This window comes from Pseudomonas sp. 2725, assembly GCF_050434585.1.
Classification (GTDB): Bacteria; Pseudomonadota; Gammaproteobacteria; order Pseudomonadales; family Pseudomonadaceae; genus Aquipseudomonas; species Aquipseudomonas jessenii.
Genome location: NZ_JBNDIV010000005.1, coordinates 175,616 through 196,231 on the forward strand (window position 1 = coordinate 175,616; position 20,616 = coordinate 196,231).

At 60.5% G+C, this 20,616-nt stretch carries 19 protein-coding genes; 9 read left to right on the forward strand and 10 right to left on the reverse strand.

Going from position 1 to position 20,616, the window contains the following annotated elements; translation table 11 throughout:
* Positions 1-46: 46 nt before the first annotated feature.
* The 6 genes from ABIE16_RS15625 to ABIE16_RS15650 form a co-directional block, all read right to left on the reverse strand.
* Entirely contained in the window at positions 47-1,462 is a 1,416-nt protein-coding gene (locus tag ABIE16_RS15625; protein ID WP_349736752.1) for a purine-cytosine permease family protein, read from the reverse strand.
* 512 nt (positions 1,463-1,974) lie between these two features.
* Complete coding sequence (locus ABIE16_RS15630) at positions 1,975-3,015, reverse strand: ABC transporter substrate-binding protein (protein WP_090456239.1); 1,041 nt, start codon at positions 3,013-3,015, stop codon at positions 1,975-1,977.
* A gap of 35 nt (positions 3,016-3,050) precedes the next feature.
* On the reverse strand, positions 3,051-4,220 hold the full coding sequence (gene argE, locus ABIE16_RS15635; RefSeq protein ID WP_429521496.1) for an acetylornithine deacetylase: 1,170 nt from the start codon (positions 4,218-4,220) through the stop codon (positions 3,051-3,053).
* Positions 4,213-4,887, reverse strand: a complete 675-nt coding sequence (locus ABIE16_RS15640) for a DUF1028 domain-containing protein (protein WP_429521497.1) — start codon at positions 4,885-4,887, stop codon at positions 4,213-4,215. Before ABIE16_RS15640 ends, argE begins: the two co-directional genes overlap by 8 nt.
* Positions 4,888-4,897: 10 nt before the next feature.
* Positions 4,898-5,308, reverse strand: coding sequence for a RidA family protein (locus ABIE16_RS15645; RefSeq protein WP_003201555.1), 411 nt, complete (start codon positions 5,306-5,308; stop codon positions 4,898-4,900).
* Positions 5,308-6,669 (reverse strand): flavin-containing monooxygenase, encoded by a 1,362-nt coding sequence (locus ABIE16_RS15650; protein ID WP_429521498.1) that lies wholly within the window; start codon positions 6,667-6,669, stop codon positions 5,308-5,310. The genes ABIE16_RS15645 and ABIE16_RS15650 overlap by 1 nt, the downstream gene beginning before the upstream one ends.
* A 276-nt stretch (positions 6,670-6,945) precedes the next feature.
* On the opposite strand from ABIE16_RS15650, the gene ABIE16_RS15655 reads away from it, so the two are divergent.
* The 6 genes from ABIE16_RS15655 to phnE all read left to right on the forward strand — a co-directional run bounded on the left by ABIE16_RS15655 (position 6,946) and on the right by phnE (position 13,014).
* Positions 6,946-8,322 carry a pyridoxal-phosphate dependent enzyme gene (locus tag ABIE16_RS15655; RefSeq protein ID WP_102671909.1) on the forward strand — a complete coding sequence of 459 codons (1,377 nt, stop codon included), beginning with the start codon at positions 6,946-6,948 and terminating at the stop codon, positions 8,320-8,322.
* Positions 8,319-9,497 carry a trans-sulfuration enzyme family protein gene (locus ABIE16_RS15660; protein ID WP_429521499.1) on the forward strand — a complete coding sequence of 393 codons (1,179 nt, stop codon included), beginning with the start codon at positions 8,319-8,321 and terminating at the stop codon, positions 9,495-9,497. Before ABIE16_RS15655 ends, ABIE16_RS15660 begins: the two co-directional genes overlap by 4 nt.
* 286 nt (positions 9,498-9,783) lie before the next feature.
* The gene (locus tag ABIE16_RS15665; RefSeq protein WP_090456250.1) at positions 9,784-10,635 is read left to right on the forward strand and encodes a putative selenate ABC transporter substrate-binding protein; all 852 of its coding nucleotides are present in this window, start codon (positions 9,784-9,786) and stop codon (positions 10,633-10,635) included.
* Entirely contained in the window at positions 10,632-11,429 is a 798-nt protein-coding gene (locus ABIE16_RS15670) for a phosphonate ABC transporter ATP-binding protein (RefSeq protein WP_349736748.1), read from the forward strand. The genes ABIE16_RS15665 and ABIE16_RS15670 overlap by 4 nt, the downstream gene beginning before the upstream one ends.
* The gene (locus tag ABIE16_RS15675; protein WP_090456254.1) at positions 11,423-12,250 is read left to right on the forward strand and encodes a PhnE/PtxC family ABC transporter permease; all 828 of its coding nucleotides are present in this window, start codon (positions 11,423-11,425) and stop codon (positions 12,248-12,250) included. The genes ABIE16_RS15670 and ABIE16_RS15675 overlap by 7 nt, the downstream gene beginning before the upstream one ends.
* Positions 12,247-13,014 (forward strand): phosphonate ABC transporter, permease protein PhnE, encoded by a 768-nt coding sequence (gene phnE, locus ABIE16_RS15680; protein ID WP_429521500.1) that lies wholly within the window; start codon positions 12,247-12,249, stop codon positions 13,012-13,014. The genes ABIE16_RS15675 and phnE overlap by 4 nt, the downstream gene beginning before the upstream one ends.
* A 186-nt stretch (positions 13,015-13,200) precedes the next feature.
* Here phnE and ABIE16_RS15685 read toward each other — a convergent pair whose 3' ends face one another.
* Positions 13,201-13,665 (reverse strand): hypothetical protein, encoded by a 465-nt coding sequence (locus ABIE16_RS15685; RefSeq protein WP_218497775.1) that lies wholly within the window; start codon positions 13,663-13,665, stop codon positions 13,201-13,203.
* 387 nt (positions 13,666-14,052) lie between these two features.
* Between ABIE16_RS15685 and ABIE16_RS15690 the strand changes: the two genes are divergently transcribed.
* Positions 14,053-14,916, forward strand: coding sequence for an OST-HTH/LOTUS domain-containing protein (locus ABIE16_RS15690; protein ID WP_429521501.1), 864 nt, complete (start codon positions 14,053-14,055; stop codon positions 14,914-14,916).
* 124 nt (positions 14,917-15,040) lie between these two features.
* On the opposite strand, the gene ABIE16_RS15695 is transcribed toward ABIE16_RS15690, so the two are convergent.
* Complete coding sequence (locus ABIE16_RS15695; RefSeq protein ID WP_429521502.1) at positions 15,041-15,991, reverse strand: LysR family transcriptional regulator; 951 nt, start codon at positions 15,989-15,991, stop codon at positions 15,041-15,043.
* A gap of 238 nt (positions 15,992-16,229) precedes the next feature.
* Here ABIE16_RS15695 and ABIE16_RS15700 point away from each other — a divergent pair, with 238 nt between their 5' ends.
* Positions 16,230-16,655 (forward strand): ester cyclase, encoded by a 426-nt coding sequence (locus ABIE16_RS15700; RefSeq protein WP_429521503.1) that lies wholly within the window; start codon positions 16,230-16,232, stop codon positions 16,653-16,655.
* Between the two features lie 259 nt (positions 16,656-16,914).
* Here ABIE16_RS15700 and ABIE16_RS15705 read toward each other — a convergent pair whose 3' ends face one another.
* Positions 16,915-19,050 (reverse strand): calcium-binding protein, encoded by a 2,136-nt coding sequence (locus ABIE16_RS15705; protein ID WP_429521504.1) that lies wholly within the window; start codon positions 19,048-19,050, stop codon positions 16,915-16,917.
* A gap of 364 nt (positions 19,051-19,414) precedes the next feature.
* Entirely contained in the window at positions 19,415-19,876 is a 462-nt protein-coding gene (locus ABIE16_RS15710) for an HvfA family oxazolone/thioamide-modified RiPP metallophore (protein WP_090456262.1), read from the reverse strand.
* A gap of 263 nt (positions 19,877-20,139) precedes the next feature.
* On the opposite strand from ABIE16_RS15710, the gene ABIE16_RS15715 reads away from it, so the two are divergent.
* Positions 20,140-20,508, forward strand: a complete 369-nt coding sequence (locus ABIE16_RS15715) for a type 1 fimbrial protein (protein WP_218496489.1) — start codon at positions 20,140-20,142, stop codon at positions 20,506-20,508.
* The last annotated feature ends 108 nt before the right edge of the window (positions 20,509-20,616 follow it).

Consider the following 20,616-nt stretch of genomic DNA (forward strand, 5'->3'; position numbering starts at 1 on the left):
AATTACACAATCATTTCAACCCGGTACGCCTGTGCCACAGGCCCGATCAACTGTTGGTCGGCATCAACCCGGCCATGTTCTGGCGCCGACGGTAAGCCGTATCACGGTTCGCCAGCCAGTAGTACAGCGGCGTGGTGACCACCAGCCCGACCAGCCAGGACAAATCCGCACCATCAATGTGCACTGCCACGGGACCGGTGTAGATCGGTGTGTTCATGAACGGGATTTGCACCACGATGCCGATGGCGTAGGCCAACAGCGCCTGCGGGTTGAAGCGGCCATAGATGCCGCCGTCGACGCGGAAGATCGAGGCGATGTCGTACTCGCCCTTGTGGATCGCGTAGAAGTCGATGAGGTTGATCGCGGTCCACGGCACCAGCACCACCAGCAACGCCAGTACCAGGTCGACGAAATGCCCGATGAAATCCGCCGAGGCGCCGATGGCCGCCACGCTGCAACCGGCGAGGATGATCAGCGACAGTACCGCCCGGCTCGAAGCAGTCGGAATCCAGCGGTGGGCGAAGGTTTGCAGCAAGGTGATCACCGACAGCACGGCGCCATACAGATTCAGGGCGTTGTGGCTGATCACGCTGAGCAGGAACAGCACCAGCATCAGCGGGCCGATGGCGCCGGTCGCGAGTTTCACCGCGTCCATGGTGTCCATGCCCACCGGCGTTGCCAGCACGGCGACGGCGCCGAACACGAAGGACAGGATTGAACCCAGCGAGGAGCCGAGGTAGGTCGCCCAGAACGTCGAACTGACTTTCACGTCTTTGGGCAGGTAGCGCGAGTAGTCGGACACGTAGGGCGCGAATGCGATCTGCCACAGCGCCGCCAGCGACACCGTGGCCAGCCAGCCGGAGATGTTGAAACTGCCACGTGTCAGGAAGTCATCGGTCTGCACGTGGGTCAGGATGTAGCCGAAGCCGAGCACGATGCCGAGGCCCAGCACCCAGGTGCCGATGCGATTGAGCACGTGGATGAAGCGGTAGCCAATGATGCCGATGATCCCCGAGCCAAGACCGCCGAGGACGATGCCGACCGACACCGGCACGCTCTCGACCACGCCATGCAGCGACTTGCCGGCCAGGACGATGTTGGAAGCGAAGAAACCGATGTACATCACGCCGGCAATCACCACCACCAGCAACGCACCCAGCGAACCGAACTGAGCGCGACTCTGGATCATCTGCGGAATGCCCATCTGCGGGCCTTGCGCCGAGTGCAGCGCCATCAGCACACCGCCGACCAGGTGGCCGACGATGATCGCGACGATGCCCCAGACCAGATTCAGGTGAAACAACTGCACGCCAAGCGCGCCGGTAACGATGGGCAACGGCGCGATATTGCCGCCGAACCACAGGGTGAACAGATCTTTGACCTTTCCGTGGCGATCCTCAGGGGGGACGTACCCGATCGTGTGTTTCTCGATGAGCGGGGCGGATGAAGCGGTGGTGGACATGACGAACTCCAAGGCAAGGATGAGTACGTGTTCGTACTTCGGTGTGCGCGGGCATACCTGCGCATTTCTTGTTGGAGGCGATCATGGACAAAGAGCGCGGGGAGGAAAATTAGTTAATTTGTGCCTTTAAACTTTAAAAAAGATTGCGCGGTTTTCCGGAATAACCGGCAGAAAAAACCAATAAAAATAAAATATTGATCAGAACACCATGACAACTGAACGACGAAATCCCTGTGGGAGCGAGCTTGCTCGCGATGGCGGAGAGTCAGCCAACGAAGATGTTGGATCTGACGGCCTCATCGCGAGCAAGCTCGCTCCCACAGGGTCCTTCGTCCGAATTGACTACCATCGTCATTCCGTGAAGACGGCAAAGCATGAACCCGAGGTATTGCACTGCGCTTTTTGTGGGAGCGAGCTTGCTCGCGATGGCGGCGGCACATCCAACATCGATGTGACTGACATACCGCTTTCGCGAGCAAGCTCGCTCCCACAGGGGTTATGCGGTGCCTGTATCAGCGCGCAGCCCAGGCATTGAAGCGCTGTTCAAGCTCCTCGCCATGGTCAACCCAGAACTCCGCGTCCACGGCCCTCGCGCCGGCTAGGTTGGCCTCTGCGGTCGGCAGTTGGTCCTGCACATCCTTGGGCAGCAATGGCAGGGTCTGGCGATGCACCGGCCCGTAGGGGATGGTTTCCGAGAAGACTTTTTGCGTCTGCGGCTGGCTGGCAAAGGCGATGAAGTTTTCCGCCAATGCCTTGTTCGGCGTGCCTTTGACCACCGCCCAGTATTCCGGGTCGTACAGGCTCTGCGGCCAGACGATGCTCAATTTCATGCCTTCCTTCTGCGCCGAAGCGATCCGGCCGTTGTAGGCCGCGCTCATCACCACGTCACCGGCCACCAGCCATTGCGCCGGCTGCGCGCCCGCCTCCCACCACTGGATGTTCGGCTTGATCTGGTCGAGCTTGGCAAAAGCCCGCGTCACGCCTTGCGGGGTTTTCAAGACCTTGTACACGTCGTCCGCCTTGACGCCGTCGGCGAGCAACGCGATTTCCAGGGTGTACTTGGCGCTCTTGCGCAGGCCGCGCTTGCCCGGGAAGTCGGCGACGTTCCAGAAGTCGGCCCAGGACTGCGGCGCCTTGGCCTGCTTGCTCTGGTCGTAGGCCATGACCATCGACCAGACATAGGTTGCGACACCGCACTCGGTCAGCGCACCCGGCACGAAGTTCGCCGAATCACCAAAGCGTCCCGCATCGAGCTTCTCGAACAGGCCCTCTTCGCAGCCACGCAACAACTCGGGGCTTTCGACTTCCACCACGTCCCAGCTGGTGTGACCGGCGGAGACCATGGCCTTGATCTTCGACAGCTCGCCGTTGTACTCCCCGGCGATGATGTTGCCCGCGCCGCTGGCGTTGAAGGGCTGGAAGTAGGCCTTATCCTGGGCCTGTTTGGTAGCACCACCGAAGGAAATCACGGTGAGGTCCTGGGGGGCCGCCCACACACTGGCACTCAACAACGCCAGGGCAAACGGAACACTGCAACGCAAGGATCTGGACATGGATCGCTTCCTCGGGGCTTGTCGGCCCGTTGTTGTTATGGGTGTTCGGATTCACTCAAGTAAGCCGCCAGGCGATCCATCAGGCGGTCACAGGCCGCCATCTGATCAACGCTGACAAATTCATCGGGCTTGTGCCCCTGGTCCATGCTGCCGGGACCACAGACCACCGACGCAATGCCGGCCTGATCGAACAGCCCGCCTTCGGTGCCAAAGGCCACGGTGCTGAACTCGTCGCTGCCGCAAAGCTGGGCAATCAGCCGGGCCGCTGCGCTGTCGGCGGGTGTCGCCAGGCCGGGATAGGCCGAGATTTTTTCAAAGCGGATACCGGTATCGGTGTCCACGGCCTGCATGGCCGGCAGCAACGTCTGCTCGGCGTAGTCCTGCAGCTCATCGACGACCACTTGTGGGGCGAAGTCCGGCAAGGCGCGGATCTCGAAATCGAAACGGCAGTCAGCTGGAACGATGTTCAGCGCCGTACCGCCCTGGATGACTCCGACCTGCACGGTCGAGAACGCAGGGTCGAAGCGCTTGTCGTGCAATGGCGGTCGGGCCAGGGTGGCGCCGATGTCCCCCAGCCGACCGATCAGGCGCGCGGCCTGCTCGATGGCATTGACCCCGTAAGGTGCGTAGGCCGAATGACAGGCGGCGCCGCGCACGTGACACCGCATCGCCAGTTTGCCCTTGTGACCGAGCACCGGCTTGAGTTCGGTCGGCTCGCCGATCAAACACAGCGCTGGTGCCGGGATGCGTTGGGGCAGCACTTCCAGCAAGCCGCGCACGCCGAGGCAACCGACCTCTTCGTCATAGGAAAACGCCAAATGCACCGGGCGCTTTAAAGGGCTGGAGAGAAACATCGGCACAGCGGCCAGCACAGAAGCCAGATAGCCCTTCATGTCCGCGCTGCCGCGACCGTAAAGCTTGCCGTGCGCCTCGCTCAGGCAGAACGGTTCGACCGTCCAGGCCTGGCCGTCCACCGGCACCACGTCGGTGTGCCCGGACAACACGATGCCGCCAGCCACACGCGGGCCGACCGTGGCCAACAGATTGGCCTTGGTCCGCTCGGCGTTGTAGATCAGTTCGCAATCCACGCCCAGTTCGTGCAGGTAGTCGCGCACGAACTCGATCAGCTCCAGGTTCGAATCGCGGCTGACCGTGGCGAACCCGATCAATCGCGCGAGCATGGCGCGGCTGCGCAACTCACTCATCGCCGGGCACTCCATACGCGGGGGCCAGGGTCGGATTGAGGGCGCGGGTCAGATAGTCCTGCAATTGCGGCTCGTAGGCCGTCCACAGTTTGCCCAGCTCGCCAATCGGGTTTTCCTCGGCCCAGTCCACCCGCAGGTCGACAATCGGCCAGGTCAGGTCACCGACCACCGACAGCGCTGCCGAGTGCACCGCGCCGGCTTCGCCGCCAGCGTCCTGCCCGGCCTGCAAGGCGTTCATCAGCCGGGTGGCGAGACAGCCTTCGCTGCTTTCGAACGCCGCGACCATCGCCTCGATCACCCCACTGTTGGCCAGCAGGTTGCCGGCCGCCACGCATTGGTCACCGGCCACAGCGTTATTGATGCCCAGGGCATGGTTGCCACTGAACACCGCCGTGCGCCCGTGGGCATCCACCACCGCCACCTGGCGGTATTGGCTGTAGCCGTTGCGGGTCAATGAGTGGTCCAGCGCCTGGGGCGGCGCCGAGCCGTTGGCCAGTTCATCGAGGATCTGCGGGCCGAGGGCCGGCAGCGTGATGTTCTGGCTCGACACCGCGCCGACACCGGCCCGCAGCCACGGGCAGCGCGCGCCGACGGCAATGCTCGAAGAGCTGATGGCAATGCCCAACTGGCCGGTCTCGGCGCAGCGACCCACGATGGAAAAAGTCATGGCGAATTCCTTATTCAGGGATGACAGCGATCACATCAATTTCCATCAGCCACTGCGGCTGGCCGAGGGCGCTGACCACAAGGCCGGTGGAAATCGGGAACACGCCCTTGAGCCACTTGCCGACCTCCTGGTACACCGGCTCGCGATAGCGCGGGTCGATCAGGTAGGTGGTGGTCTTGACGATGTGGCTCAGGTCGCTGCCCGCCTCCTCCAGCAGTTGCTTGACGTTGCGCATGGCCTGCTCGGCCTGGGCGCGCGGATCACCGAGGCCCACCAGTTGGCCGTTGAAATCGGTGCCGACCTGACCACGCACATACACGGTGTTGCCGGCGCGCACGGCCTGGCACAAATCGTTGTCCAGCGTCTGGTTCGGGTAGGTGTCTTTGGTGTTGAACATGCGGATGCGGGTATGAGTAGGCATTAACGAACTCCCATGAGGCTGGCTTTGTGAATAGGTGCACGGGCGGCTTCGGCTTGACGCTGGGTCGCATCCCGGTAGTTGAGATAGGTGTGCTGTTTAACGATGTGATCGGCGATGTGCTTGGCGTCGTGCCAAACGCCCCAGATAAACGCGGAGCCACGACGGGACTGCCAAGGCAACCCCACGAAATACACCCCCGGCTCAGCCGACACACCGCGCTGGTGCTGCGGCTTGCCGTTTTCCTTGAAGGCATCGACCTTCAGCCAGCTGTAATCGGTGGAGTAACCAGTGGCCCAGATAATCGTGGTGACGCCGGCCTTGAGCAGATCCAGCTCCAGGATTGGATTGGTCACGCAATCCGGGTCCGCCAGCATGGCCCGGGCTTCGGGTTCCAGCGGCAGGTCCAGGCCATTGCGTTCGATGTAGGCGTCGGCCTTGTCGAGTAACGCCAAGTAGTTTTCATCGCCGCGCTGGATGTTGTCAGCGAGGTTGTTTTCGAAACTCACCATGGCGCCGTTAAACGCTTGGGTCAGGCCAACCAGGGTCATGCCTTGGTGAGCCAGCCGGCGGAAGTCCACGGTATGGCCGCCACGGGCACCGCTCACGGCGATGGTCACGTGTTCCTTGCCCGGTTGCATGGCTTCGGCATCCCACTCGCCAAGCACCCCCAGCCACCAGCAGAAATCACGGTTGCGATAGGCACGCGGCGGACGATCGTGGGCGCCCACCGACAGGTAGACCTGCTTGCCGGAACGTTGCAGTTCATCGGCGATCTGCACGCCCGAGGAACCGGCACCCACCACCAGCACCGCGCCTTCGGCCAGTTGCTGCGGGTTGTAGTATTGAGCGGAGTGAATCTGCGCGATGCCGGCGATTTGTGGGGCAATCGGCGGAATGGCCGGACGCTGGAACGGACCGGTGGCGACCACCACATGCCGGGCCTCGATCACGCCATCAGAGGTTTCAACGGTGAAACCGGGACGGTCGATGTTACGTTCGACTTTCTTCACGTCCACGCCGGTACGAATCGGCGCGTTGAACTTGCGGGCATAGGCTTCGAAGTACTCAGCCACCTGCTCTTTCCCGGCGAAGGCATCCGGGTCCAGACCGTCGAACTCCAGCCCCGGGAAGCGGTCGTGCCAGGCCGGGCCGTTGGCGACCAGCGAATCCCAGCGACCGGTGCGCCAGGCTTCGGCGATACGATTGCGCTCCACAACGAGGTGAGGCACACCGAGCTTGCTCAGGTGTTCACTCATGGCCACGCCGGCCTGGCCGGCGCCAACAACAAGCGTATCAATTTCGGTTTTATCAACTGTCATGGCTGTGCACTTCTGAAAGGTGGTTTGATTCAGGTCGGTCATGGCTGCCGCCTCGATTCTGATCACTGTTGTTCTTCTGCTGCGGCTATCGGTGTCAGGGTGTTGGCCGCATTCTGTTCGGAGCCGGGAAATAGCGAAATTATGTTTTTTGTGGTTGCTGGCGAGGAAAAAGCGTCGAGCCGACCGGTCGGCTGTGCAAGGTTGCGGGAGGCCTGATCCCGGCCTATGGTCCTAGCGATGCAATGCCGGCGATTGACGCCTGATGGCACAGCGCCGGTCGATGTCCACCCAGTGCGAATAGCGCAAGGAAGTGACGACATGACTGACAACTCCCGCCCTGCCGTGCTCGAACTGATCGGCAATACACCTCTGGTACGCGTCAGCCGATTCGATACCGGCCCGTGTACGCTGTTTCTCAAACTCGAATCCCAGAATCCCGGCGGCTCGATCAAGGACCGCATCGGTCTGGCGATGATCGACACCGCCGAACGCGATGGCCGCCTGCGCCCCGGCGGCACCATCGTCGAAGCCACCGCCGGCAACACCGGCCTCGGCCTGGCCCTGGTCGGCCGCGCCAAAGGTTACCGAGTGGTGCTGGTGGTGCCGGACAAGATGTCCACCGAGAAGGTCTTGCACCTCAAGGCCATGGGCGCCGAGGTGCACATCACCCGCTCCGACGTCGGCAAGGGCCATCCCGAGTATTACCAGGACGTCGCCGCACGGCTGGCGGCGGAAATTCCCGATGCGTTCTTCGCCGACCAGTTCAACAACCCGGCCAACCCGCTGGCCCACGAATGCAGCACCGCGCCGGAGATCTGGGCGCAAACCCAGCATGATGTGGACGCCATCGTAGTCGGCGTCGGTTCGGCCGGCACCCTCACCGGGCTGACCCGTTTCTTCAAACGAGTACAGCCAGACCTGGAAATGGTCCTGGCCGACCCGGTCGGTTCGGTGATGGCCGAATACAGCCGCGGTGGCACCCTCCCCACCCCCGGTTCCTGGGCGGTGGAAGGCATTGGCGAAGACTTCATCCCGTCGATTGCCGACCTGTCCAGCGTGCGCCACGCCTATTCGATCAGCGACGAAGAAAGCTTTGATCACGCCCGCCAACTGCTGCGCGCCGAAGGGATTCTCGGCGGTTCGTCGACCGGCACCTTGCTGGCGGCGGCGTTGCGTTACTGCCGCGAACAGACCCAGCCGAAACGGGTGGTCAGCTTCGTCTGCGACACCGGTACGCGTTACCTGTCGAAGGTCTACAACGACCAGTGGATGAACGATCAGGGCCTGCTGCAACGCAAGCACTACGGCGACCTGCGCGACCTGATCGCGCGGCGCTTCGAGGATGGCCGAGTGATCAGCGTCGGCCCGGATGACACGCTACTGACGGCTTTCCAGCGCATGCGCCTGGCGGATGTCTCGCAGCTGCCGGTGCTGGTGAAGGGGCAGCAACTGGTCGGCGTGATCGACGAGTCCGACATCCTGCTGGGCGTGCATGAAGACGTTGCGCACTTTCGCAGGGCCGTCTCCAGCGCCATGACCGACAAACTGCAAACCCTGTCCCCCAATGCCACCCTGGCTGAACTGGAAGCCGAGCTGGGCCGTGGACTGGTGGCGATCATCCAGGATGCCTCGGGCTTTCACGGCCTGATTACCCGAACCGACATGCTCAACCATTTGCGGAGATCCCTGCCATGAGTCAACAGGATAAAAACACCCCGCCACAGGGCTTCGCCACCCGGGTGATCCACGCCGGGCAAGCGCCGGACCCTTCGACCGGGGCGTTGATGCCGCCGATCTACGCCAACTCCACCTACCTGCAACAGAGCCCCGGGGTGCACAAAGGCCTGGACTACGGGCGTTCGCACAACCCGACGCGATGGGCGCTGGAACGCTGCGTGGCCGACCTCGAAGGCGGCACCCGGGGCTTTGCCTTCGCCTCGGGGCTGGCGACCATTTCCACGGTGCTCGAACTGCTCGACGCCGGCTCGCACATCGTTTCGGGCAACGACCTGTACGGCGGCACCTTCCGCTTGTTCGACAAGGTGCGCCAGCGCAGCGCCGGGCACCGCTTCAGCTTCGTCGACCTGACCGACCTGGCGGCGTTCGAGGCGTCCCTGCAAGACGACACACGCATGGTCATGGTCGAGACCCCGAGCAATCCGCTGCTGCGCCTCACCGACCTCTCCGCCATCGCCCGCACCTGCCGCGCCCGCGGCATCATCTGCGTGGCCGACAACACCTTCGCCAGCCCGTGGATCCAGCGCCCGCTGGAGCTTGGCTTCGACATCGTGCTGCACTCGACCACCAAATACCTCAACGGTCACTCCGACGTGATCGGCGGCATCGCCGTGGTCGGGCAGAACGCCGAACTGGCCGAGCGCCTGGGTTTCCTGCAAAACGCCGTCGGCGCCATCGCCGGCCCGTTCGATGCCTTCCTCACCCTGCGCGGCGTGAAGACCCTGGCGCTGCGCATGGAGCGGCATTGCAGCAACGCACTGGAGCTGGCGCAGTGGCTGGAGCGCCAGCCACAAGTCTCACGGGTCTACTACCCCGGCCTGCCGTCGCACCCGCAACACGAACTGGCCCAACGGCAAATGCGCGGTTTCGGCGGGATGATCGCCCTCGACCTCAACAGTGACCTGGCCGGTACCAAACGCTTCCTTGAAAGCGTGCAGATCTTCGCCCTGGCCGAAAGCCTGGGCGGCGTGGAAAGCCTGATCGAACACCCGGCAATCATGACCCACGCCACCATCCCGCCCGATACCCGCGCGGAACTGGGGATTGGCGATGGGTTAGTGCGGTTGTCGGTGGGCGTCGAGGATGTCGAGGACTTGCGGGCCGATCTGGCGCAGGCGTTGGCAAGGATGTAAATCACCTGAATGGTGGGACACCGCAAAACCTGTGGGAGCGAGCTCGCTCGCGATGGACTCAAGAGCGCCGCGTTCAGTCAGTAAACACGCGGCATCGTTAACGACCATCGCGAGCAAGCTCGCTCCTACAGGTTTTTTTAGGCCATCACTCCTGTTGCAACGCTGGTCAAGCACGCAAGAGCCCCTATAATCGCGCCATTTTCGTCTACCCTCACGAAGCGTCGTGCAGCAATCAGCTTGTGCGGGGCGCATCGACATTTTTCCGCTATTGAACCGGAGAACTTCCATGCTCAAACGTACCCTGGCATTGGCCGTCGGCCTGACCCTATCCTTTTCCACCCTGCTGGCACAGGCCGCCGACACCCTCAAGGTCAGCGCCATTCCTGATGAAGCCCCCACCGAATTGCTGCGCAAGTTCAAGCCCCTGGGCGAGTATCTCGAGAAGCAACTGGGCATGAAGGTCGAGTTCGTGCCGGTGTCCGACTACCCGGCGGTGGTCGAGGCGCTGGCCACCGACCGTATCGACATGGCCTGGCTGGGCGGCTTCACCTTCGTGCAGGCGCGACTGAAAACCGGCAATGCCATTCCACTGGTACAGCGTGAGCAGGACGCCCAGTTCACCAGCAAATTCATCACCGCCGACCCGGCCGTCAAGTCGCTGGCCGACCTCAAGGGCAAGTCCTTTGCCTTCGGCTCGGTCTCGTCGACGTCGGGCAGTTTGATGCCGCGCTACTTCATGCTGCAGGACGGCATCAAGCCGGAAACCTACTTCAGTCGCGTCGGTTACTCGGGCGCCCACGACGCCACGGTCGCCTGGGTTCAGGCTGGCAAAGTGGACGCCGGCGTACTCAATGCCAGCGTCTGGGAAAAACTGGTCAAGGCCGGCAAGGTCGACACCGACAAGGTCAAGGTCTTCGCCACCACACCGGCCTACTTCGACTACAACTGGACCGTGCGCGGCACCCTCGACCCGGCCCTGGCTGGCAAAATCAAGGCGGCATTCCTCGCGCTCGACCCAGCCAACCCGGAGCAAAAAGCGATTCTGGACCTGCAAGCCGCCAGCCGCTTCATCGAGACCAAGCCTGAGAACTACAAGGGCATCGAGGAAGCCGCACGCGCTGCCGACCTGTTGAAATGACCTTGCACCTGAACCGGGTCAGCCTCACCCACGGCAACGGCGTGCGTGCGCTGCATGAGGTCGACCTGCACATCGGCGCCGGTGAGCAAGTCGCAATCATCGGCCCGTCCGGTGCCGGCAAGTCGAGCCTGCTCAACGTGCTGGCCACCGCCCTGCGCCCGGACAACGGCGCGGTCGAGGTGCTCGGCGAACACGCCTGGCAGCTCGGTGCGCGTCGGCGTCAGCAGTTGCGGGCGCGCATCGGCCTGGTGCATCAGGCCCCCCCCCTGCCCCCCCGGCAACGAGTGGTCACGGCGGTGCTGGCCGGAAAGCTGGGGCAATGGGGTTTTGCCAAAAGCCTGTTGAGCCTGTTGCATCCGGTGGATGTTCCAGGCGCGCGGGCGGCACTGCTCAAGCTGGACCTGGGTGACAAGCTGTTCGCCCAGTGCCAGCAATTGTCCGGCGGCCAACTGCAGCGCGTGGGCATTGCCCGGGTGCTGTACCAGGCGCCCGAAGTGCTGCTGGCCGATGAGCCGGTGTCGGCGATGGACCCTGTGCTAGCCGGGCACACCCTGTCAGTTCTCTGCCGCCATGCCCGGGAACACCAGGTGACGCTGGTCGCCAGCCTGCATGCGGTGGAACTGGCCCTGGCGCACTTCTCGCGCATCATCGGATTGCGTGAAGGGCAGATCCTGTTCGATCTTCCCGCCAGCGACGTCGACCACGATTTGCTCGACAAGCTCTACGCCAACGAGCAACTGCTGTCGCCGCCCGCGCCAGTGGCGCCCTTGAGCCTGCAGATTCCACGATGCTGACCCGCGATACACGAGACCCGGCCACCCTGCCCCGCCTGTTGCTCAGTTTGTTGGCGCTTGCCCTGTTGTGGCCCGGTATTCATTTCAGCGAACTGGACCTGGGTGTGCTGCTCCAGGCTGACAGCCAGAGTGAAATGGGCCGGTTTGTCTCGGCCTTCTGGCCACCGGCCCATGGCGAAGAGTTCCTCCAGTTGCTGTGGCAAGCCACGTTGCAAACCCTGGCCATCGCCACCGCCGGCATGGCCCTGGCCTTGCTATTGGCCATCCCCGCCAGCCTGCTGGCCAGCCGGGCGCTCTCGTTGTCGGCGGCTTCGCGCAGCGGTCGCCCGAGTGCCTTGGGCCGGTTGTTGCGCTGGCCGGTGCGCGGGTTGCTGATTTTCCTGCGTAGCGTCCCGGAAATCGTCTGGGCCTTGCTGTTCGTGCGCGCCGTCGGCCTTGGCCCGACGGCCGGGGTGCTGGCCATTGCCATCACCTACAGCGGCATGCTGGGCAAGGTCTACGCGGAGATTTTCGAGTCGGTCGACCAGCGCCCAGCCCACTCACTGATGCAAGCCGGCAGCAGCCGGTTGGCGGCGTTCTGCTACGGCATCCTGCCCAATGTCGCGGCGGAGCTGCTGTCGTACACGGTATATCGCTGGGAATGCGCGATCCGCGCGTCGGTGGTGATGGGCTTCGTCGGCGCCGGCGGGCTGGGCCAGCAGATCGATTTGTCGTTACGCATGTTCGCCGGTGGTGAAGTGGCGAGCATGTTGCTGACCTTTTTCGTCCTGGTGCTGTTCGCCGATCAGATCAGCCGCCTGTTGCGCTGGAGGTTCGCATGAATCGCCTTTTCAACCTGCTGCTGATCCTCTGTATCTGCGCGGCGGTCGTGGCCTCGTTCAGCTACCTGGGCATCGACCTCGGCGAACTGACGGGCAGCGGTAACCTGAAGCAGATGGGTGCCTACGTGCTGCGTTTTCTCAGCCCGGACCTGAGCACCGGCCATCTGCAAGCCATCGGCCGTGGCGCCGTGGAAACCATGGCCATGTCGGCCCTCGGCACCCTGCTCGCGGCGGTATTCGGCCTGGTGCTGGCTTTGCCAGCGGCCGGTCGTTTCGGTTGGCCACTGCAGAGTGCGTCGCGCCTCGTGCTTAACGCCCTGCGCGCCATTCCCGAACTGGTGTGGGCCGCGCTGATGGTGCTGGCAGCCGGACTCGGCCCCAACGCCGGGACCCTGGCATTGGCGATGCACACCACCGGGGTGCTGGGCCGATTGTTCGCCGAAGCACTGGAGAACACCCCGCCGCAACCCGCCGAAGCCATCCGTCTGCAGGGCGGCAACGTCGTCTGGGCCTTCTGTTACGGCACCCTGCCCAACCTGTTTCCGCAGCTGTTGGCGTACATCCTGTATCGCTGGGAAAACAATATCCGCATGGCCAGCGTGCTGGGTTTTGTTGGTGCCGGCGGTTTGGGGCAGATGCTCTATGTCAGCCTCAGCCTGTTCCAGGAAGCCCAGGCCAGCACGGTGATCCTGGCGATGTTGGTGCTGGTGTTTGCCGTCGACGGGCTGAGCAGCTGGAGTCGCCAGCGGTGGGTCAAGGCGTGATGGGACTTGGTCGGGGCCAGGAATGCTTTTTATATCGGGGGTATACGAAAGCGGTCCAGTCCGAGCTCGAGCCTGAACATCCACAAAGCACAATTGTGAAAACAGCCAGCAGCTTTCTCACGAAATCCCCTAACGCCGTTGATAACCGGAGCCGGTGCGTTTCGCGCTCGAAGTGCGAAAAGCAGTCTACTTAGCCTCATCCGTGTATCGAATTGCTGTGCCGCTAAAGGTAATCTTTTCCCAGCCCATAGCAGAGCTGACAGTTGTTGCATAAGCGTTGGCGTTGAAGCCAGTAGCCGTTGCGGAACCGTACGCCGAGCCAGTGCTATTCCCAACCGTTACTTGACCATAAGGCTGGGTGCCCTTACCGGTTAGCACAATGGCGTTTGCGCCAATCCTTGCGGCTTCTTCCTTCATGGCCGTGATCGCAGCGGCTTCAGTCTTTGCTTTCGTGAAGTAATCGTCTGTTGCCGCGACACCCTCAACCAGGGCAACGACCTTATGCTTTTTCTGCGGTGGCTCCAGGAGCAGTGAGATCGAGCTTGGGTCTGTGGGTGGAAGCGCACCATCTTCACCGATCAAAATGGATGTTCCTGACGTAGAGCATCCAGCGATCAGAGTCGCGAGCATTAAAATCATCAATTTTTTCATGAAGTATCCCTTGGCCAACTCGAAATAGACCCCAGGAACCGCTCCGCTCCCGAGAATTAGGGCCGCCACAGGCCGCAGCATGCCTCAGACAGATTCATATTGCGCCGTTTTTTACGGCCTGGAGCGGACCAGAGGGAGGCTTGAAGGAGTTGGAATCCCTATCCACAACTCGACTTCTAAAAGGCAACCCTTCGACTGTTTTCGACCCATAGCTGTCACTCGCCAGCGGCAGCTGTCGACCGATTCTGTTGAAAAAGTCCGAGCGGATTGACTCAACCTATACTGAGCTCGAAAGCGTCCGATTTACGAGTTGCAAGCCCTCTTGGCAGGGCAAGCGTATTGCAGTGAATCGCTCCAGCCCTACCACTTATGCCTGAGTCGTTAATCATGGATGAAGTCACTACCATGCCCTCGGATGATGTACCTGCTATTCAACATATAGTGCAGCGCAAGCTCGGACGGTGTCTGTTGCGTTTGCAACAATGCGAACGGCAGCTGAAAGCCATTGTCGCGTATGGCGAGCTGAGCGGTCCCGCGGATCAGCTGCCTATCATCCGTGAGCAGAAGATCGTATGTGCCCAGAACAAGACCATGGGCACGTTGATGGGGATGTTGACCGAAAACTTTCTGACGCCGCTGTCCCCAAATGAAGAAGAATCACAGACGGAAACCGATGCTTGTGACCAAATCTGGTTCAGCTATCGACACCAGCTGGAAATGCCAGCCGAACACAATGAGGCAACAAAGGTCGCCCTCAAGGAGTTGGTCGACCTGCGCAATGAGCTGGTTCACCACTTCCTTGAGCGTTTCGATCTCTGGTCTGAAACAGGCTGTCAGGCGGCGGATGGATTCCTGGAGGAGCGCTACGAAACCATCAATCGGCATTACCTGAATCTGCAACGCTGGGCCACAGCCATGGATGAGACACGATCTGAAATGGCTTCGTTTGTACAGAGCCAAGCATTTGAAGATTTGATCGACGGTATCTTGGTGGATGGCTCTGTCAATTGGTCTGGCAGTGGAATATGTAGCTGTTTACGTGAAGCAGAAACCAAGCTTGCCGACGCTGGCTGGACTCGACTGGAAGCAGCCATCCGCTGGATCGGTAGTACCTATCCGGAGCAGACGCCCAAGCGCTACGGTTGCAGCAGCTGGAGGCATGTCCTGCACGAATCACGGCAGTTCGAAATACGAAAATCCCAAGCTGATAATGGGTGTACGGCCGTCTGGTATCGCAGCAAGGTCAGTTGATTAGAAAACTGAATCGTCCTTCCTTTTGTAAGCGCGCTGAGTGACTGCTCCTGGCCGATTGCTGCCTGTTCTCAAGGCTGTCCATCCATACGATGGGCTATTGCAACGATTTGAACTCTTTCTCTCACAGAAGGCACTCCCTCATTTTTGGGGTGCTGTGCATAACCTCTCTTAGTGCGTCCAATAAAGCGCAAGCGGCAGGTGACAATGTAGCGTCTGCCAGTCGGGAAACACCGATCTGCTCCAGAATAAGAGGTTCGAAAGCCGGGAGGCGAATCAACTCCTTACTGTGTGCGGGGTCAGAAATAACTGATTGCGGCAATATTCCAAGAAGATCAGTCTGCTTTAATAACCAAAGTATATTAAAGAATGATGCTGTTTCTATGGTTGCATGTGGTGGATTGATGTCCTTTCGATGAAAAATATCATCGAACTGCTTCCGTAAAGTAGTTTCTATTGGAGGCAGAATCCATGCTTCGCGCGCGAGTTCTTCCAGTTCAACCCCTGGTTGCTGAGCAAGTGGGTGGTCACGGCGCGCAACGATGATGGCGTTTTCGCTAAAAAGCGCCTCCTGAGCGACAACGACGCTTGAGCTGACATCGGAAAGTCTCCCAATCAAAAAGTCCAATTCGCCCGAGATGAGCCGAGGTATCAGTTCGCCACTTACCCCATCGACTATTTTGATGCGGATGCTTGGTCGGCTTGCCCACAGTCGTGCGATGGCGGCAGGTACAAGATAACTTGACCCTGTTAACACGCTTCCTATGGCAACACGCCCGGCATGCCCCTTTCCAAGAGCGTCGATTGCTTGGGATACATGATCCAGCTGGGCAAGAATCATCCGGCTGCGCTGCACAAAGTCCCGACCAAGCTCTGTAGGCGTAACCCCTCTACGATTCCGAGTGTAGAGCTGAGCCCCTACAGCCTCCTCCAGATCCTGCAATAGCTTGCTCGCCGTGGGCTGTGAGAGGTTCAGCGAGCGTGCGGCGTGCAAGACACTGCCATATTCAAGCAATGCAATTGCCAAGCGGAAATGCCTGACTGTCGCCCATTTTTCCAACCGTTCCAGACTCATGTGGTATTCCATTAGCCGATAGCATGTCTAATATATTATAGATTTACGAATACCATAACCCCTCCTAGAATGTGCCTGACACGCTGGGTCGCTCCAATTAAACACTTGCGAAGTGTGCAAAAAGTCTTGTTCGTATCGATGTAACGTCGCTCGGATACGGCTCCTTTTGAGTGGGGCGGCCTTTATAAAAGCAGTTGAATTTATTGCTTGTTATCAATGTGAGAGAGGTAAGTGTCGCATGAACGTCAAAAATCTAGACACGGTGAAGAACTACTTTAAATATTGTGTGGATGGTAAGGATGTTGAGCGAGTTTCAGAGTATTTCGATGTCGACGTGGTCGTGCATCGACCGGACTGCGATGCTCCGATAGGTGGTTTGGAAAACTTCAAACGAGCCTTGAGCGCAAATGTTCTCGAGCGATATAAGACAATTAAAACTACATTCAGCAAGGAAGTTGTTACAAATGACGTTGTTGTAGTCGCGCTGACACATTGTGCAACCGGTTCGAATACATGGCACGGCTTTAACGTAGCAGGCAAGAGCTTGACGTGGACGGCCCTGACGTACTTCCGATTTAACAAAGAGGGTAAAGTGGTCGAGGAGATCGTTGAACGGAACGAACTGTTCATGGCAAAGCAACTCGGAATTATCAGTTACGAGTAACATTTAGTTAGATCCCAAGGGAAGCCAAGTCCACCGTGGTGAAAGTATGTTCTCCACGGTGGTCAGAGGCTGCTTTTGGCCGACTTCTGCCTTCCTCGACCGGCTGAAATCGACCCGACATTCGGAGTAAAAAAATAAATCAGTCCCCTTTCCCCTTCTGGTTTCACTGCTACCACAAAGCTCCAGCCAAGCCCCAGGCCCAGACGCGAGCGACGCGGCATGCTCACGCCATCCCCCGGCGTGAGCATGCGCCGATCACTCAGGTAAAGGCGAAGTCCGCCTCGGTGATCGCGGCCTGTGGGACGCCGGTCAAGGTGATGCTTCCCACATCCGGCTGGCCAGTGACGGTAATGAATGCCTCACCGAACTGTTCTCCAATATCGAGACTCGCGAAGGTGAAACCGCTAGTGCTCAGGTCGATCAGGTCAGTGCCGTCCTCGAAGTCGAAGATGGTGTCCGTTCCCCACACCGCACCGAACTGGAACTTGTCCGCACCGAGGCTCGGCTCGAAGAAGACGTCACCGACCATGAAGTCGTCGACACTGCTGCCCACCAATACGTCGCTGCCTACGCCGCCTTCCATGACAGCGCCGCTGGCGCCCGCGGTCAGGGTGTCGTTGCCGGCGTCACCGTGGAGGTTGGACTGGAAGCCGAAGGGGTCGTCGCCCCCGAACAGCTGGTCGTCGCCATCGCCGCCACTGGCATTGGCGAATTCCTGGACGATCAGGGTGTCGTTGCCGGAACCGCCGAGCAGCTCGTCGAAGCCCAGGCCGCTGTCGATGACGTCGTCACCGCTGCCGCCGTCGAGGAAGTCGGCTCCTTCCAGACCGAAGATCTGGTCATTACCGCCCAGGCCGAAGATGCGATCGTCGCCATCGGTGCCGGTGAGCACATCATTCCCCTCGGTGCCGGCGGTGATGAGGCTCGTGTTACGACCGAAGTCGCCCGCCGTCAGGTTGTGCGTGCCCTGCAGGCGCAGGGTGAAGTCGAGGCTGTCGAGCACACCGTCGTCGTTTTCGTCGGCGATCAGCCAGGTATTGCCAGGGCGCAGGCTGTAGAACAGGTCGGTCACGCCGTTGCCACCGCCCACCAGTACGGCGCCCAGTTGCGGATTGACATTGACCTGGCCGCGGAAGAAGAACTCATTGTTGAGTTCCAGGGTGTCGCCGCCCACTACGCCTGCGCCCTGGAAGTCGACCAGGGTGTCGAAGGTGGCGAAGGGCGAGCTGGGGTTGAAGCCGGTGAAGAACTCGAATTCGTCGTCGCCGGTGCCACCGGTGAGACTGTCCTGGCCACCTTCACCCATGATCAGGTCGTTGCCGGCGCCGCCATTGAGCATGTCGTTGCCGGGGCCGGCGAACAGTTCGTCGTTGCCGTCTTCGCCGAAGATCTGGTCATTGCCGTCGCCGCCGAAGAAGTCGTCGTTGCCCACGCCGCCATTGAGGATGTCGTTGCCGTCGTCGCCGTCGAGGGTGTCGTTGCCTTCGCCGCCATTGACGACGTCGTTGCCTGCGCCGCCGGACAGAGTGGTGTCGTTGCCGGCGCCACCGTTGATGATGTCGTTGCCCTCATTGCCGGTCAGAAGGTCGCGGTCGGCGCCACCATTGATAATGTCATTGCCGGTGCCGCCGGAGATCCGGTCGATGCCCGCGTCACCGTTCAGGGTGTCGTTGCCGTCGCCGCCATTGATGATGTCGTTGCCGCCATTGCCGTTGATCACATCGCCGCCGCCCAGGCCGAAGATGGTGTCGGGATCGTTGGTGCCATTGATCACGTCGCCGCCTTCAGTACCGCGCAGGACGAAGGCGGTGGTGCCGAAGTCGCTCCTGTCCAGGTTGTGGACGCCGTCCAGCTGCACAGCGAAGTCAGTGGCGTCGAAGATGCCGTTGTCGTTGGAGTCGGCGAACAGCAGGGTGCTGGCGGCACCGAGGGCGAAGAAGACTTCGGTGAAGCCGTTATTGCCGAAACCGAGGCTGGTTCCCACCGTGGGTACGTCGTTGCGAGCGCCCTGGAAGACCAGGCGGTTGGGGAAGCTGGAGAGCCGCAGGATGTCGCCGCCGACCTGACCTGCACCTTCGAAGTCGGTGACGCGGTCCTGGCTCAGGGAGCTGGACTCGTTACCGGTTTCCACGGTCCAGAAGTAGCTGTCGATGCCGGCACCGCCGGTGAGGATATCGGCGCCTGATCCGCCGTCGAGAGTATCGTTGTCGTTGCCTCCGAGAAGTGTGTCGTTGCCGAGGTCGCCGAAGAGGTCATCGTTGCCGTCACCGCCGTCGACATTGTCGTTGCCGCCAAGGGCAAACACGCTGTCGTTGCCGGCCAGGCCGGTTATTTGGTCGTCTTCCTCGGTGCCGAGCAGAAAGTCATCACCCAGGGTGCCAGGGATAATAGCCATGGTTCTACCCTCCGTTGATGGAGATGGTAAGCGTGAACTGCGTTACAGCGGGTTGAGGCTAATTAGACAACTCCAAGGGAACGCAAGTGCGCCACTTTGACCTGACCGTTTATCGCGAATGCAGCCGTGTGTTGATGAGCCCTGTAGCATTCGCCAACCCTCCACCGCTGCAACATGGCTAGCTCCAGAGTTCCAGGGCAGGAGGGGTTGAAAAGCGGTTATTGCCCGGTGAAGTAATGAAATATTGAGAAACACATAAGTCTTCCTTGAGTGAACTTTCACAAAGTTCTCCCATACAGTACTGCCCACGCAAAAAAACCCTTCCTGCGATTCAACACAGGAAGGGTTTTTTGTTTGCGGCCGATCAGTCTTTAGCCTGGCTCAACTTGGTGAACAGTTCCGTCGGTACTTTCTTGCCGTTGGAAGTGAACTGGTTGGTGCGGAACTTGTACACCTCACCTTCGGACAGGAAACCATCACCGTTGGTGTCCATCGCCTTGAATTCCTCAGTGCCCTTGGGCGCCACCGCCAGCAGTTCCTTGAGCGACACGCGGCCGTCATCATCGGTGTCGGTGCGCGCGAAAGAAGCATCGCCGCACTTGCCTTCACCGCACTTGCCCTCGGCCTGGGTCTTTTGCGCGCCGGCTTCGCTGGCACCGCACTTGCCTTCGCCACACTTGCCTTCGCTGGTCTTTTCCGCAGAGGCCAGTTGATAGCCCTGAGGCAAGGCTTCAGCGGAAAACGCAGTGGAAGCGAAGTTGATACCGCCGACCAGTGCAACAGCGAGCAGGCCAATACGGGTTTTGTTCGACTGGATACGAGACATGTTGATACTCCGGATCATTTGCGCAGCTGGACCACTATTGGTCGTGCCACAAGGGTTGATAAACCTGGTTGCGAGCTGCGTTGTGCATCTCGCTTTGACAGGTCTATTTGGCCCCAGTGGTGTATCCGGGCTGTATCCGTGGGGAGCTGGTTTTGTATGGCTGTACGAAGATGTGGCGCCCTGATACACGGCGATACAACAAAAGCCTCAAGCTTCTAGAGTTCATTGACGACCTAGACCTTACAACTCAAGGAGCGTTAAGCATGAACGGCAAACGTATAGCAGCGGGATTGAGTCTTTTGTTCGCACTCAGTGGTGCGTGCCTGGCGGCGCCGGGCACCATCAGGTTTCAAGGCAGCATTGTCGAGCCGGGCTGTCAGTCACGCGTGGGTACGCATGGCACATTCGAACTTTACCAATGCCCGGCCCAGAGTCGCGCGATGGGGATTGAGGCAAACAGCATCGCGCCAACCGCCAGTGTGAGCGCTGTCGGTCAATCCAGCGTCAACGTCAAACTGCTCGCTGACAGTGGTCGGGAAGGTCGCTATTTCGATCAGCAGTATGTGTTGGTGGATGATGCAGGCTCCCCTGTTCGCTCGGGGAGCTACCTGATCACCCTCAGCATTCCCTGACAACTGAGCCGGGCTGATGTTGGCTGAGGCTTACACTGAACCTGTGGCGAGGGGGCTTGCCCCCGTTGGGCGGCGAAGCCGTCGCAAAACCTGCCTGCACTATCTGAC

What these genes read in the sequence shown, in the direction of transcription:
- ABIE16_RS15625 (WP_349736752.1), bottom strand. Translation starts at nt 1,462, where the DNA reads ATGTCCACCACCGCTTCATCCGCCCCGCTCATCGAGAAACACACGATC.
- ABIE16_RS15630 (WP_090456239.1), bottom strand. Translation starts at nt 3,015, where the DNA reads ATGTCCAGATCCTTGCGTTGCAGTGTTCCGTTTGCCCTGGCGTTGTTG.
- argE (WP_429521496.1), bottom strand. Translation starts at nt 4,220, where the DNA reads ATGAGTGAGTTGCGCAGCCGCGCCATGCTCGCGCGATTGATCGGGTTC.
- ABIE16_RS15640 (WP_429521497.1), bottom strand. Translation starts at nt 4,887, where the DNA reads ATGACTTTTTCCATCGTGGGTCGCTGCGCCGAGACCGGCCAGTTGGGC.
- ABIE16_RS15645 (WP_003201555.1), bottom strand. Translation starts at nt 5,308, where the DNA reads ATGCCTACTCATACCCGCATCCGCATGTTCAACACCAAAGACACCTAC.
- ABIE16_RS15650 (WP_429521498.1), bottom strand. Translation starts at nt 6,669, where the DNA reads ATGACCGACCTGAATCAAACCACCTTTCAGAAGTGCACAGCCATGACA.
- ABIE16_RS15655 (WP_102671909.1), top strand. Translation starts at nt 6,946, where the DNA reads ATGACTGACAACTCCCGCCCTGCCGTGCTCGAACTGATCGGCAATACA.
- ABIE16_RS15660 (WP_429521499.1), top strand. Translation starts at nt 8,319, where the DNA reads ATGAGTCAACAGGATAAAAACACCCCGCCACAGGGCTTCGCCACCCGG.
- ABIE16_RS15665 (WP_090456250.1), top strand. Translation starts at nt 9,784, where the DNA reads ATGCTCAAACGTACCCTGGCATTGGCCGTCGGCCTGACCCTATCCTTT.
- ABIE16_RS15670 (WP_349736748.1), top strand. Translation starts at nt 10,632, where the DNA reads ATGACCTTGCACCTGAACCGGGTCAGCCTCACCCACGGCAACGGCGTG.
- ABIE16_RS15675 (WP_090456254.1), top strand. Translation starts at nt 11,423, where the DNA reads ATGCTGACCCGCGATACACGAGACCCGGCCACCCTGCCCCGCCTGTTG.
- phnE (WP_429521500.1), top strand. Translation starts at nt 12,247, where the DNA reads ATGAATCGCCTTTTCAACCTGCTGCTGATCCTCTGTATCTGCGCGGCG.
- ABIE16_RS15685 (WP_218497775.1), bottom strand. Translation starts at nt 13,665, where the DNA reads ATGAAAAAATTGATGATTTTAATGCTCGCGACTCTGATCGCTGGATGC.
- ABIE16_RS15690 (WP_429521501.1), top strand. Translation starts at nt 14,053, where the DNA reads ATGGATGAAGTCACTACCATGCCCTCGGATGATGTACCTGCTATTCAA.
- ABIE16_RS15695 (WP_429521502.1), bottom strand. Translation starts at nt 15,991, where the DNA reads ATGAGTCTGGAACGGTTGGAAAAATGGGCGACAGTCAGGCATTTCCGC.
- ABIE16_RS15700 (WP_429521503.1), top strand. Translation starts at nt 16,230, where the DNA reads ATGAACGTCAAAAATCTAGACACGGTGAAGAACTACTTTAAATATTGT.
- ABIE16_RS15705 (WP_429521504.1), bottom strand. Translation starts at nt 19,050, where the DNA reads ATGGCTATTATCCCTGGCACCCTGGGTGATGACTTTCTGCTCGGCACC.
- ABIE16_RS15710 (WP_090456262.1), bottom strand. Translation starts at nt 19,876, where the DNA reads ATGTCTCGTATCCAGTCGAACAAAACCCGTATTGGCCTGCTCGCTGTT.
- ABIE16_RS15715 (WP_218496489.1), top strand. Translation starts at nt 20,140, where the DNA reads ATGAACGGCAAACGTATAGCAGCGGGATTGAGTCTTTTGTTCGCACTC.